Below are 13,801 nucleotides of genomic sequence, written 5' to 3'. Positions count from 1 at the left end.
GGGATTTTTTTGTAGGTCAATTAGTTAATTGAACTAGCTTAAAATATAATATTTAGATGCAAAATGATAGAGGCATTATTTTGGCAATAAGGTCATATGATATTAACTATTAGAATTTTTTTATTGGATTTTGATATTAATATTGAAAAAGTTTTTATATAATATAAATAATAGGACCTTTGGAATAATCTTAACAAGATTTTGCTTGACAACGCTTTTAATATTCAATAAAATTATGAATATGAAAATCGTTTCCAAATTACTATTTTATTAAAGGAGACGAAAATACATGAAAGTTAGAAAAAGTTATAATACGAAACAGAAGAAATTGATTATATCTTACCTTCAAGAGAATAAAGATCGTCATGTAACAGTGGAAATGATAGCAGATTATCTGAATAATAAAGGAGAATCTGTAGGACAAACCACTATTTATAGGAATCTGGATAAGTTGGTTAAGGATGGTATTGTTCTGAAATTTATAGAGCCAGAAGATATGCGTTCCCATTATCAATATTTAGAAAAGTCTTATGATAATTCGGATTATTATCACCTTATATGTGTTGGGTGCGGACAGGGAGTTCGTTTGAATTGTAATCATATCAACGAGCTTACAATACATATGCAGGAAAAACATGGATTTAATCTTGATAGGGACAGAACGATTCTATATGGGTATTGTGAAGAATGTAGACCATAGGAAAGGAGAAAGCACAATGAATATAAAACATTCTAATACAAAAAAGCTGATAGTTTTACTTATTATTTGTATAGCTATGACTTTCATTCTTTCTGAATTGTTTATTATCACCCATGCTGCTCATGATTGTATTGGTGAGCATTGCTATGTCTGTGCACAAATTCATACTTTAGAGAACCTTCTCAAGCAACTTAGCATAGTTGGCATTATTATAATGGCTGGGTTCTTTAAATCCTTAACTTCTTTTGTATTCATTAGTCGAAACAAGTCCTATGTAAATATGACACCAATAATTTTGAAAGTTAGAATGAATAATTAAAATATACCTCTAAGGGAGTAATATGTCCTTTTTTAGTAAGGATTTAGTGTCCCTTGTTTTTTTATGCCCAAAACAAGAATAAATGGAGGTTATATTTTTATGAAACGATTTATTTCAATAATATTGATGTTTTTTATTTTTATATCCATCTTAACTGGATGTAGTAAAAATGAAAATACCATTGCTAGTGAGAAAATAAGTGTTGTTGCCACTATTTTTCCTCAATATGATTTTGTTAGGGAAATTGCAGGAGAGAATGTTGAATTGACCATGCTTCTTCCTCCAGGTTCTGAAAGTCACTCCTTTGAACCTACTCCTAAAGATATTACTACAATACAAGATTGTGATGTGTTCATCTATGTAGGAGGAGATTCTGATTCTTGGATTAAAGGAATTTTAGAATCTATGGATACAAGCAAAATGAAGATCGTATCACTTATGGATATGGTAGATGTAGTAGAGGAAGAAATAGTAGAAGGAATGGAAGATGATCATGGACACGACCACGATCATGATGATGATCATGAACACGATGATGAACACCATGAGGAATCAGAATATGATGAGCATGTGTGGACATCTCCTAGGAATGCTAAAATTATCGTTCAAGCTATTTCTGAAGTATTATGTGATATAGATAAGGATAATTCTTCTATATACAGACAGAATACAGAGTCTTATGTGGCAAAACTAGATGAATTAAATATAGATTTTAAAAATATTGTAGATGAAGGAGCTAGAAAAACCATAGTTTTTGGTGACAGATTCCCATTTAGATATTTTGCTGATGAATATGGACTTGACTATTTTGCCGCATTTCCTGGTTGTTCTACAGAAACTGAACCCAGTGCTGCCACTGTAGCATTTTTAATTGACAAAATAAAGACTGAGAATATTCCTGTAGTATTCCATATTGAACTTTCCAACGAAAAAATGGCAGATACAATTTGTGAAGCTACAGGTGCGAAAAAGCTATTGCTTCATGCTTGCCATAATATTGCTAAAAGCGATTTTGAAAAGGGCATAAGTTATTTGGACTTGATGACAGCTAATCTTGAGGCAATAAAGGAGGCTGTTAAATAATATGTCACTTCTTATTTGTAAGGATGCCTCCTTTGCTTATGAGGGGCATACTGTAATCAGTGATTTGAATTTTTCGGTTAATAGTGGAGATTATTTGTGTATTGTAGGAGAAAATGGATCAGGTAAAAGTACGCTCATTAAAGGCTTACTTCGTTTAAAGGTTCCTCAAAGGGGAAGTATTCTAATGGATGAAGGACTTAAATCCAATGAAATTGGTTATTTACCTCAACAAACCATTGTTCAAAAGGATTTTCCTGCCAGTGTCTATGAAGTTATTTTGTCTGGAAGATTAAGTAAGATGGGAATTCGTCCTTTCTATTCAAAATTGGATAAAACTATTGCTGAAGAAAATCTTGTCCTTCTAGGAATTGAACATCTTCGCAATAAATGCTATAGAGAATTGTCTGGAGGTCAGCAGCAGCGTGTGCTGTTGGCCCGGGCACTTTGTGCTACACAAAAGTTATTGATTTTAGATGAACCAGTAGCAGGACTTGATCCAATAGTGACTCAGGATTTATACAAGCAGATTTTTAAAATAAATCGTGAGATGGGAATTGCAATTATTATGGTTTCTCATGATGTTCACAGTGCTGTTAAATATGCTGACCTTATTTTACATTTAAAAGGACAGCAGATATTTTTCGGAAAAACATCTGACTATGTTAAATCCAGTGTTGGATATGGTTTTTTAGGAGGTGAGTAGCATGGTTAATATATTAATTCAAATGTTTTCATATCCATTTCTTGTTAGAGCAGTAATTGTAGGATTGTTGGTTTCCCTTTGTGCGGCATTGCTTGGTGTAAGTTTGGTGCTGAAACGCTATTCAATGATTGGCGATGGCTTATCCCATGTAGGCTTTGGAACTTTGGCTATTGCCACAGCCATGAATGTAGCGCCTTTGACAATTTCCATACCCGTATGTGTTATGGCTGCATTTCTGCTACTTCGGATTAGTGAAAATAGTAAAATTAAGGGTGATGCTGCTATTGCCATAATTTCCACAAGTTCACTTGCCATTGGTGTTGTAGCTATATCCATGACTACTGGTATGAACACCGATGTATGTAACTATTTATTTGGAAGCATTTTAAGTATGAGCCATGCAGATGTTAAATTAAGTGTGACACTGTCCATCTTAGTCTTAGGAATGTTTATACTTCTTTATAATAAAGTTTTTGCAGTAACCTTTGACGAAAATTTTGCTAAAGCTACAGGTATAAAAACTGACATTTACAATATGTTAATTGCATTTTTAACAGCAATAACAATTGTATTAGGTATGCGAATGATGGGTGCCCTACTTATTTCCAGTTTAATTATATTTCCTGCCCTAACATCGATGCGATTTTGTAAGCAATTTAAAACTGTGACAATTTGTTCAGCTATTATATCTATAATCTGCTTCTTTTTGGGAGTAGTAGGTTCTTATGTTTATGCTACACCTACTGGAGCCAGTGTAGTTATAGTTAATATTGGAGCCTTTGTATTATTTTGGTTTGGAAACTTAGTTAGAATGAAGGTAAATGGAGTTAAGTCTATAAATGGAATAGAGAAAAGAGGGATTAAGTAATGAAAAAATACCTTATAATGATATTTGTTTGCCTTATATTATTGACTGGATGTAAGGAGCAAATCCAAGAGGATAATTCTTCTGATGATATTTCAACTATTATACAAGAGACGGACTCACAAAATGATGGAATCCAGCATAGTACCATAGATATTCCCCCTTCTGATATGGATATAATCGAAATAAAGGAAAAAATGTTCATTGCCCAAACCAATGATATTTATATAAATTCTGAAGATTATTTAGGAAAAACTATTAAATATGAAGGTATATTTACTTCAATTTATTATGATGTAAATGATACAAACTATAATTTTGTTATTCGTTATGGACCAGGGTGTTGTGGATATGATGATAATGCAGGTTTTGAAGTAGTTTGGTCTGGTGAATATCCTGATGAAAATGATTGGGTAGAAGCTATAGGAGTATTAGAAGAATATGAGGAGGAAGGAGAAGTGTATTTACGTCTGAACTTATCATCCTTAACTGTTCTTGATACTCGAGGGGAAGAATATGTGTATCAATAGATAACTTAGGTTTATTTAATAAGCTAGTATTCTGAAACAATTAAATTGATAAAAAAGGTCATATTTTAGGATATAAAAATATCTTGTATTAAATATTGTTTTATGATAGCATTAAAGTGAAAATTAAATATAATACATTAGGTTCTATAAATGATTAATAGGGAAATAAGTGAAAGTCTTATACAGCCCCCGCTACTGTAAGTGATGATGAAATCAGTTTATACCACTGGAGAAATCTGGGAAGGTACTGAAAGTAAGATAAATCACAAGTCAGGAGACCTGCCTAGTAGTATTGAAGTGACCTTCGGAGGGAAGGAAAATCTTAACTTTATACTATTTACAATTAAGTCTAGTATAATTTCCATCCCTAATCTATTTTGGTTAGGGACTTTTTATTTCCTTTATGGTCACCTAATTTAGTTATAAAGGAGAGTACTCCTTTAAAAATAAATGAGAGGTGATTTTATGAAAAAAAGATTAATGATGTGGAGTGTATTGTTGCTTTTACTTGTAACTCCACAACTAGGTCATGCAATGCACATTATGGAGGGGTTTTTACCATTGAAATGGGCTATTGTATGGGCAGTGCTATCTTTACCATTTTTAATTGCAGGATTTAAGAAACTAAGTAAAGGTTTAAAGCCAGAGCAAAAAATGTTTTTAGGTTTAGTAGGTGGATTTGCTTTTGTTTTATCTGCACTTAAAATTCCGTCTGTTACAGGGTCTTGTTCTCATCCAACAGGAGTAGGCTTGGGAGCAATAATGTTTGGACCAACGACTATGACAGTAATAGGAACCATTGTACTATTGTTCCAATCTCTATTATTAGCTCATGGTGGAATTACAACATTGGGAGCCAATGTATTTTCCATGGCTGTAGTGGGGCCTTTAGTATCATTTTGGATTTATAAGTCTTTGAAAAATAAGAACAGGGGATTAGCAGTATTTTTAGCAGCAGCTTTAGGAGATTTAGCAACTTATATTATTACATCTATTCAACTTTCTATTGCATTTCCAGATGCAGCAGGAGGATTTTTTACATCTTTAACAAAATTCATATCAATATTTGCAGTTACTCAATTGCCATTGGCAATAGTTGAAGGAATTATAACTTTAATGGTATTTAATCTTATTGCAGAATATAAAAAAGAAGGAGTGATTGAACTTGAAGAGTCTATATAAAAAAAATATTATCCTTTTACTTTTAGCAGTTATAATAATAATCACTCCATTGATCATAAAAAGAGACTCAGAATTTGAAGGAGCAGATGGACAAGCAGAGGGACTGATTCAAGAAATAAATCCAGAGTATGAACCATGGTTTGAGCCATTATGGGAACCACCAAGTGGGGAAATTGAAAGTTTATTGTTTTCATTACAGGTAGCAATAGGTGCTGGAATTATAGGCTATACATTTGGAGTACTAAAGGAAAGACGAAAAATTGTTGCTAATAGATAAATATGCTTATACAAACAAAATAAGATGTTACTCACCACAGGCAAAGATACTTCTTGCCTGTGGTACTATAATTATATCAAGAATAATCAACAATTATTATTTTGATTTATTGATTATTATACTTATGTCTGTATTAATAGTTGGAATAGCTAAAATTCCTTGTAAAGCCTATTTTAAAATGTTACTTATCCCATTATCATTTTTATTAGTCAGTATAGTAGCAATAGTAATTTCAGTTAATGATGTAAATTATATTTATTGTTTTAAGCTTATAAACAGTTATATAGGTATAACTTATGAATCCTTCAATACTGGAGCTAAATTATTTACCACAGTGTTATCATCTCTAACATCAGTATATTTTCTGATATTAACTACTCCAATAATAGATATTATTAAAGTTTTAAAAAAATTAAAAGTACCTAGTCTATTTATAGAATTGATGGTACTTATTTATAGAAGTATATTTATATTTATAGAAGAAGCAAATAATATTCATATGGCACAAACCATGAAGTTTGGATATGAAAATAAGAGAAATTCATTAAAATCTATATCATTACTTATTAGAAATCTTTTCCTTAGAATATTTATAAAACATAATGAAATGAATATATCCCTTGAATGTAAATTATATGATGGGGAATTTAAACTAGGTGATTAAATGTTAAAGATAAATAATTTATACTATAAATATGAAGATGGTACAAATGCATTAAACAATATAAACATAGATACATATAAGGGAAAAGTAATAGGAATTATTGGGGCCAATGGTTCAGGAAAATCCACCTTATTTTTAAATATTATGGGAATATTAAGACCAAGTAAAGGTGAGGTAATATATAATGATACATCCCTAAAATATGATAAAAAATATTTAAGGGAATATAGAAAGCAGGTTAATATTGTATTTCAAAATCCTGACCAACAGCTATTTTATTCTAATGTATTTGATGATATAGCTTTTTCTTTAAGAAACCTTGATGTTGCTGAAGATATAATCAAGGAAAAAGTATTTAAAGCATTGGAAAAGGTTGGTGGACTTGATTTAGTAAATAAACCTGTACATTTTTTAAGTTATGGGCAAAAGAAAAGAATTGCCATTGCAGGAGTTTTAGTTATGGACTCTAAAGTATTGCTATTAGACGAACCTACCTCTGGACTTGATCCATATATGACTAAGCAGATGAAGGAAATAATAAATGAAATAAGTAAAGATAAAACAATTATAATCTCCAGCCACGATATGGATTTAATCTATGATATTTGCGATTATATTTATATACTCAGTAAGGGTAATATCATTGGACAAGGAGAGAAAGAACTGATTTTTACGGAAGATAAGTTAATTGAAGAAGCAAGATTGGTTAAACCATGGCTTGTAAGAATTCATCAAAAATTTGATTTACCATTATTTAAAAATGAAGAAGAATTTAATTTATATAAAGGAAAGGGGATTTTATGAAAAAAGGAATAATAGTAGCTAGTTTTGGAACCACCCATGAGGATACGAGGGAATTATGTATTGAGAGCATAGAGAATCTAGTAAAAGAAAAATATAAGGATTACTTGGTATTAAGGGCTTTTACTTCCAGGATAGTTGTTCATAGATTAAGGCAAAGAGATAATCTTCATGTGTTAAATGAAATAGAAGCAGTGGAAGAAATGAAGAATCAAGGTATAGAAGAAATATATATTCAACCCTTACACATAATTCCTGGCCATGAATATGAAAAAATCACCAGCCTAAATTTAAAGGTAGGTTTACCATTACTAAGTTTACGAAAGGATTACATGAAGATTGTCTATGATCCTAAAGTCAATGAATTAGGAAGTAATCAGGCCCTAGTATTCATGGGACATGGTTCCGACCATGAGGCAGATGAAGCTTATGAGGTGTTGGAAAACACTTATCATGAGGAGGGTTTTAAAAATATATTTATTGGTTCAGTAGAAGGAAATAAAACCATAGAAGATATAGTAATGAAATTAAAAGAAAAAAATATAAAAAGGGTAAAACTAAAACCATTTATGTTAGTGGCTGGAGATCATGCCCAAAATGATATGGCTTCAGAAGAAGATGATTCATGGAAATCAATACTTGAAAAAGAAGGATTTGAAGTTGAGGTATGTCTAAGGGGATTAGGTGAATATAAAATTATTCAAGAAATATTCTTGAAACATCTTGAGCAAATAATAGGAGAGAAATAATGAAAAAACTATATGGAATTGGAACTGGTCCAGGAGATAAAGAATTACTGACCCTTAAAGCTGTTAAAACAATAGAAAAATCATCAGTTATATTTGCTCCAAATAATAAAGGGAAAAATATGGCTATAGATACTGTAAAAGATTTTATTGGAGATAAAAGAGTAGTATTTATAGATTTTCCCATGGGACAAGTTCAAACAGAGGATTATAAAAAGGCAGCAGAAATTATATTGAAAGAGATACCAGAAGATGAAATAGGTTCATTTCTTACAATAGGAGACCCTATGATATATAGTACATTTATATATATTATGGATGAATTAGAAGGAAAGGATATTGATGTAGAAATAATATCAGGAATTCCATCTTTTGTAGCAGCAGCTGGTGAAAGCAAAACTCCTATAACTGTAAAGGGAGAAAATTTTTTACTATGTGATGAGTTAGATAAGTCTCTATTGGAAAAGGTAGACTCCATAGCCATATTGAAGACCTTAAAAGATAAGGAAAGCATATTAAATGGTTTAGAGGAGCAGGACTTTAGTTATAAATACATTAAAAGAGCAACCTTGAAAGAACAAGAAATCATAATAGATAAAGAAGAAATATTGAAGGATAAAGACTATATATCATTGATAATAGGCAGAAGGAATTAGGAGGACAACAATGAAAAACAAAAAAATATTATCGCTGTTACTAGTATTTATATTAATGGCAACCATATTAACAGCTTGTAAAACCAAAGAAAATAATGAACCGATAGTGCAAACAGAAGGTGACTCACAACCACTAGAAATAAATGAAGATATAAAAGAGGAATATGGAATAACAATTACAGATAAAACTGTGTCCTTTGTAGATGGTAGGGGAGAAGAAGTTACTTTAAATAAAAATCCTGAAAAAGTAGTAGTTATATATAACTACTATTTAGATATATGGATGAAAAACGGTGGTAAAGTAATAGGTAAGTTAGAAGATTCTGTTGGTCAAGAAATAATATCAGGAACTGATGATGCTGAAATTGTAGGAGCTCTTGGCTCCATAAGTTTAGAGAAGATACTGTCATTAAGTCCTGACTTAGTAGTTTTAATATCAACTCAAAAATCACAAATAGAATTAGTTCCTTCATTTGAAGAGAATAATATACCATTTATAGCAATGGAATACTATGTTAAAGAGGATTATTTTAAATTAGCAAGATTATTTTCTGCTCTTAATGAAAGAGAAGATTTATACGAAGAAAATGTCCTAAAGGTTAAAAATGAAATAGACAGTATAATTGAAAAATCACCAAAAGATAAGGAAAATAAAGTACTTATAATGATGGCCAGTGCTAAATCTGTTACTGCTAGAGGTTCAGATTCTACAGTTGGAGAGATGTTAAAGGATTTGAATACCATAAATATTGCAGATACATCTAATGATATGCTAAGTGATAAAAATTTTAGTATTGAGAAGATACTGGAAGAAGATCCAGATTTCATATTTGTACAAACTACAGGAAATGATATGGATAAGGTAATGGAAAGAATTAAAGAAGATGTGGAGTCCAATCCTGCATGGGCATCTCTTTCAGCAGTTAAGAACGATAGATATGTGATTCTACCAAAGGATCTTTATATGTTTAAACCAAATCATAGATACGCAGAAGCATATGAAGGACTAGCTAAGATTTTATACCCAGAAGTATTTAAATAAAAAGGAGAGGCTATGATTAAATATACAAAAGAGGAATCTAAGAAAAAGACAATAATTACTGTCTTTATTATCTTATTCATAGTCAGCTTTTTCTTCAGTGTTGGCAATGGAGCAGTACAAATAAGTCCCATAGGAATAATTAAGTCAATTTTATATGAGAAAGGTACAGTTAACTATCAAATAATATGGAATGTAAGATTACCAAGAACCATAGTTGCAGCATTAGTAGGCATATGTTTGTCATTATCTGGTGCTATATTACAAGGAATAATGAGAAATCCCTTGGCAGGACCTAATATTATAGGAGTATCCTCTGGGGGAGGATTTTTTGCCCTTGTTATTCTTATAATTTTTCCAAGCTATTATTATCTCGTCCCCATAGGTGCATTTATTGGTGCCCTGTCAGCTACTTTGTTTATATATTCTTTGGCATGGAAAGAGGGAGTACTTCCTACTAGATTAGTCTTAGCTGGGGTAGCTGTTTCATCCTTATTTAGTGCAGGTACAAATGCTCTTATGACCTTTTTTCCTGATAGAGTTCATGGAGTTTTAGGATTTATGGTTGGAGGTCTTTCGGCTATAACTTGGAAAGATGTAAGGATGATTTTACCCTATGCAATTCTAGGTATGATATTGATATTATTCCTACCAGATAAATTAAATATCCTTATGCTAGGAGACGAAGTTGCTACAGGATTAGGATTAAGAGTTGAAAGGACTAGATTTGTTTTTATCATAATATCCTCCTTACTAGCAGGAGCAGCAGTATCAGTAGTAGGTCTATTAGGTTTTGTTGGACTTATTGTACCGCATATGACAAGATTATTTATTGGCTCAGATTATAGATACCTCTTTCTAGGAACTATATTTTTTGGTGCATCTATTGTGATGATTTGTGATACTTTGTCAAGAATATTATTTGCACCAATGGAGATTCCAGTAGGTATTATAATGTCAGCATTAGGAGCACCATTTTTTCTTTATTTATTAAGGAAAAAGGAGGCAATGAGATAATGAGTATGGAAACAAAAAGCTTACAGGTTAAATATGGTGAAAAGCTAGTATTAAAGGATATTAACTTTAGAGTGAGCAATGGAGAAATAGTTACTATAATTGGACCAAATGGATCGGGTAAAACTACTCTCATTAAATCATTGTCAAGATATATAAAGGCTTATTCGGGAGAGATATATCTTGATGGAAAGGATATATCTCAAATACCTACAAAGAAAATAGCAAGGGAAGTAGCCGTATTACCACAGGTGAAAAATGTATCAGCCGATGTTACCATAGAAAATCTTGTATCCTATGGCAGATACCCACATTTAAGCTTTGGTAAAAGAATAAACAAAAATGATAAAGATATTATTAATTGGGCGATTAAAAAGACTGGACTTGTGAAGCTTAAGGATAGATATATAGCAACACTATCTGGAGGAGAAAGACAGAGGGCTTGGATAGCGATGGCACTGGCACAGAAACCTAAAATACTAATCCTTGATGAACCTACTACATATTTAGATATATCTTATCAACTGGAAGTATTAGAGCTAGTAAAGGAGCTAAACGAATCTTTAGGCATTACAGTAATAATGGTTTTACATGATTTAAATCAAGCGGCTAGATATTCAAATAATATCTATGTATTGAAAAATGGAGAAATTTGCGAATATGGGAAACCTAGTGATATATTACAAGCTAAATTATTAAAAGACGTATTTAGAATAGAGGCACATATATATGAAGACGAAATAAATCGCTGTCCATATTTTATACCACATAAATTGAGTTTGAATTCAACAAATAATGATTTAAACTTAGTTTGAGTCCATAAGATAATATTATATAAAGAAGGTGATGAAGTGGAGCATGGAGGAGACTTGTTATCCTACGAAGACTATTATGATGGAGAATTAATAGATTATAGCAGTAATATAAATCCTTTAGGACCACCAAAGGGATTGGAAAAGATTTTAATAGATAGTTTTAATAGTCTTGAAGCATATCCAGATATTAAATATAGAAAATTAAAGAAATCTATATCTAGTTACTTAAAATGTAATGATGAGAATATTGTAGTTGGTAATGGAGCAGTAGAGCTAATAGATAATTTTATAATATTATCCAATAGGGTATTTGTCTGTACACCTTCTTTTTCAGAATATGAAAAAAGAGCTATTGTTCATGGAAAAGAAGTAATTAGAGTACCTTATAAGGATGATTTTACAATAGATATTCTAGCCATAGGGAGCAAAATACAGAAAGGTGATTTAGTAATATTAGGTAACCCCAATAATCCTACTGGTCTTAGGATAGATAAAATAGAGTTAATAATGCTATATGATTTAATAAAAAAAACTAAGTCATATTTATTATTAGATGAAGCGTTTTTTGAGTTCTGCCCTATGGATTATGATAGTATTGAAGTTTTTAGAAATACAAATTATGAAAACTTAGGCATCATAAGGGCTGCTACAAAGTTTTTTGCATTACCTGGTATTAGATTAGGATATGGATGTACTTCTGTTGATTTAGTTGAGAAAATATCTAATATAGAATTACCATGGAGCATAAATTCGTTGGCGGAATCAGCAGGAAACTATATATTTCACAATGAGGAATATATAGAAGAAAGTAAAGAGTATATAAAAAAAGAAAGAGACTATCTTTTTAAGGAATTATCTAATATAGAAGGAATAAGAGTATATCCTACTGAAACCAATTATATTTTAATTGAATTATTGAATTGGAATGAAGAATATGTATTTAAGTTTTTCTTAGAGAGAGGAATAGTTATTAGAAAATGTTCCAGCTTTATTGGATTAGATAATAATCATATTAGAGTTGCTGTAAAGAGCAGAGAAAATAATATAAAACTTATGGAAATTCTTAAAGAATTGGAGAATAAATAGATGAGAACCGTAATGATTACAGCTCCATCAAGTAATACAGGAAAAACAACTATAACCCTTGGACTAATTAGAGCCATAAAAAATAGAGGTTTCAATATATCTGCATTTAAGACAGGTCCTGATTTTATAGATACAAAATATCTAGAACAAGCCTCAAATAAAAAAGCAGGAAATCTTGATATACATTTAATGGGGAAAGATGGCATAAGAAATTCTTTAGAGATGAATTTAGGAGATTATGGTGTTGTAGAAGGGGTAATGGGGTATTTTGATGGAATATATAATACTTATGAAAACTCAAGCTTTCATATATCTAAGGAGTTAGATATTCCTGCTATATTGGTATATAAACCAGAGGGAGAAATGTTTTCGGCAATTCCCAAAATAAAAGGTATGGTGGAATTTTCTGATTCAAGGATTAAAGGGATTATATTTAATAAAGTGGATAAAAATATGTTTCTTTTATTGAAAGAAAAAGTAGAAGAATATATAAATATAGAAGTATTAGGATATTTACCTAAGGATACATCTTTAGAAATTGATAGTAGATATTTAGGATTAAAACAGGTTCATGAAAATCAACAGTCTGAATATTTAATATCAAAGGCGGCGGAAGCCTTAGAAAACACAGTAAATATAGATCGAATACTTGATTTGACTAATAATATAGAACTGGAGCCATATAACTATCCTGAAAAAAGAAATATAACTGTTGCCTTAGCCTATGATAAAGCATTTAATTTTTACTATAATGAGAATTTAAAGTTATTAGAGAATATATGTAATATAGAATATTTTTCACCTATGAAGGATAAGAAAGTTCCAAAGGCTGATATTATATATATAGGTGGAGGATATCCAGAACTATATAAAGAGGAGTTATCATCTAATGTATTTATGATAAATGATATAAGGGAAAATGCAGAAAAAGGTATACCTATTATAGCAGAGGCAGGAGGATTAATGTATCTTTTAACATCTATAGAAGATATTCCCATGTGTAATATATTTAGTGGAAATGCTATTATGACAAATAGACTACAGAGATTTGGATATGTAAATATAGAATTAAAAGAGGATACAATAATAGGAAAAAAAGGCACTACTGTTACAGGAAATGAATATCACCGTTCTCAAGTAGATACTGACGAACAGCCAGTATTTCATATTACAAAGCCAATGAATAACAATAGATTTTGGGAATGTGGTTATACTTATAAAAATGTATTAGGATACTATCAGCATATTAATTTCCTTGGAAATATAAATGCTTTTAATTATTTGTTGGATATGGCAGAAAACATAAGAAAAGAGGGATAAA

17 protein-coding genes and 1 riboswitch are annotated in these 13,801 nt (G+C 30.8%); all 17 genes read left to right on the top strand.

All coding sequences use genetic code 11. The annotated features are described in order from the left end of the window. The first annotated feature begins 289 nt into the window (after nt 1–289). The 17 genes from FYJ83_RS04305 to FYJ83_RS04225 all read left to right on the top strand — a co-directional run bounded on the left by FYJ83_RS04305 (nt 290) and on the right by FYJ83_RS04225 (nt 13,800). Nucleotides 290–700 (top strand): Fur family transcriptional regulator, encoded by a 411-nt coding sequence (locus tag FYJ83_RS04305; protein ID WP_154439113.1) that lies wholly within the window; start codon nt 290–292, stop codon nt 698–700. Nucleotides 701–716: 16 nt separating this feature from the next. Further along, nucleotides 717–1,019: a hypothetical protein gene (locus FYJ83_RS04300; RefSeq protein ID WP_154439112.1), complete on the top strand. Its 303-nt coding sequence runs from the start codon at nt 717–719 to the stop codon at nt 1,017–1,019. A 99-nt stretch (nt 1,020–1,118) separates the two neighbouring features. Further along, nucleotides 1,119–2,102 (top strand): metal ABC transporter substrate-binding protein, encoded by a 984-nt coding sequence (locus tag FYJ83_RS04295; RefSeq protein WP_154439111.1) that lies wholly within the window; start codon nt 1,119–1,121, stop codon nt 2,100–2,102. A gap of 1 nt (nt 2,103) precedes the next feature. Further along, the gene (locus FYJ83_RS04290) at nt 2,104–2,805 is read left to right on the top strand and encodes a metal ABC transporter ATP-binding protein (protein WP_154439110.1); all 702 of its coding nucleotides are present in this window, start codon (nt 2,104–2,106) and stop codon (nt 2,803–2,805) included. Between the two features lies 1 nt (nt 2,806). Next, nucleotides 2,807–3,673, top strand: a complete 867-nt coding sequence (locus FYJ83_RS04285; RefSeq protein ID WP_154439109.1) for a metal ABC transporter permease — start codon at nt 2,807–2,809, stop codon at nt 3,671–3,673. After that, nucleotides 3,673–4,200, top strand: coding sequence for a TIGR03943 family putative permease subunit (locus FYJ83_RS04280; RefSeq protein ID WP_154439108.1), 528 nt, complete (start codon nt 3,673–3,675; stop codon nt 4,198–4,200). The genes FYJ83_RS04285 and FYJ83_RS04280 overlap by 1 nt, the downstream gene beginning before the upstream one ends. A 122-nt stretch (nt 4,201–4,322) precedes the next feature. After that, a riboswitch (cobalamin riboswitch) is annotated at nt 4,323–4,502 on the top strand. Nucleotides 4,503–4,665: 163 nt separating this feature from the next. Continuing rightward, the gene (locus tag FYJ83_RS04275) at nt 4,666–5,382 is read left to right on the top strand and encodes an energy-coupling factor ABC transporter permease (RefSeq protein WP_154439107.1); all 717 of its coding nucleotides are present in this window, start codon (nt 4,666–4,668) and stop codon (nt 5,380–5,382) included. Beyond that, entirely contained in the window at nt 5,360–5,659 is a 300-nt protein-coding gene (locus FYJ83_RS04270; RefSeq protein WP_326828297.1) for an energy-coupling factor ABC transporter substrate-binding protein, read from the top strand. Before FYJ83_RS04275 ends, FYJ83_RS04270 begins: the two co-directional genes overlap by 23 nt. Next, nucleotides 5,643–6,323, top strand: coding sequence for a cobalt ECF transporter T component CbiQ (cbiQ, locus tag FYJ83_RS04265; protein ID WP_154439105.1), 681 nt, complete (start codon nt 5,643–5,645; stop codon nt 6,321–6,323). The genes FYJ83_RS04270 and cbiQ overlap by 17 nt, the downstream gene beginning before the upstream one ends. After that, a complete protein-coding gene (locus tag FYJ83_RS04260) occupies nt 6,324–7,127 on the top strand; it encodes an energy-coupling factor ABC transporter ATP-binding protein (protein WP_154439104.1) in 804 nt (267 codons plus the stop codon). Further along, nucleotides 7,124–7,873, top strand: a complete 750-nt coding sequence (locus FYJ83_RS04255) for a sirohydrochlorin cobaltochelatase (protein ID WP_154439103.1) — start codon at nt 7,124–7,126, stop codon at nt 7,871–7,873. The genes FYJ83_RS04260 and FYJ83_RS04255 overlap by 4 nt, the downstream gene beginning before the upstream one ends. Beyond that, nucleotides 7,873–8,526, top strand: a complete 654-nt coding sequence (locus FYJ83_RS04250) for a precorrin-2 C(20)-methyltransferase (RefSeq protein WP_154439102.1) — start codon at nt 7,873–7,875, stop codon at nt 8,524–8,526. Before FYJ83_RS04255 ends, FYJ83_RS04250 begins: the two co-directional genes overlap by 1 nt. A gap of 10 nt (nt 8,527–8,536) precedes the next feature. Further along, nucleotides 8,537–9,568 (top strand): ABC transporter substrate-binding protein, encoded by a 1,032-nt coding sequence (locus FYJ83_RS04245; protein WP_154439101.1) that lies wholly within the window; start codon nt 8,537–8,539, stop codon nt 9,566–9,568. Nucleotides 9,569–9,580: 12 nt separating this feature from the next. Further along, complete coding sequence (locus FYJ83_RS04240; protein ID WP_154439100.1) at nt 9,581–10,582, top strand: FecCD family ABC transporter permease; 1,002 nt, start codon at nt 9,581–9,583, stop codon at nt 10,580–10,582. Continuing rightward, the gene (locus tag FYJ83_RS04235; protein WP_154439099.1) at nt 10,582–11,394 is read left to right on the top strand and encodes an ABC transporter ATP-binding protein; all 813 of its coding nucleotides are present in this window, start codon (nt 10,582–10,584) and stop codon (nt 11,392–11,394) included. Before FYJ83_RS04240 ends, FYJ83_RS04235 begins: the two co-directional genes overlap by 1 nt. Before the next feature lie 36 nt (nt 11,395–11,430). Further along, the gene (locus tag FYJ83_RS04230) at nt 11,431–12,480 is read left to right on the top strand and encodes a pyridoxal phosphate-dependent aminotransferase (protein WP_216585026.1); all 1,050 of its coding nucleotides are present in this window, start codon (nt 11,431–11,433) and stop codon (nt 12,478–12,480) included. After that, entirely contained in the window at nt 12,481–13,800 is a 1,320-nt protein-coding gene (locus tag FYJ83_RS04225) for a cobyrinate a,c-diamide synthase (RefSeq protein WP_154439098.1), read from the top strand. The last annotated feature ends 1 nt before the right edge of the window (nt 13,801 follow it).

Source organism: Tissierella pigra (genome assembly GCF_009695605.1).
Classification (GTDB): domain Bacteria; phylum Bacillota; class Clostridia; order Tissierellales; family Tissierellaceae; genus Tissierella; species Tissierella pigra.
This window is presented reverse-complemented; position numbering and strand designations above follow the sequence as displayed.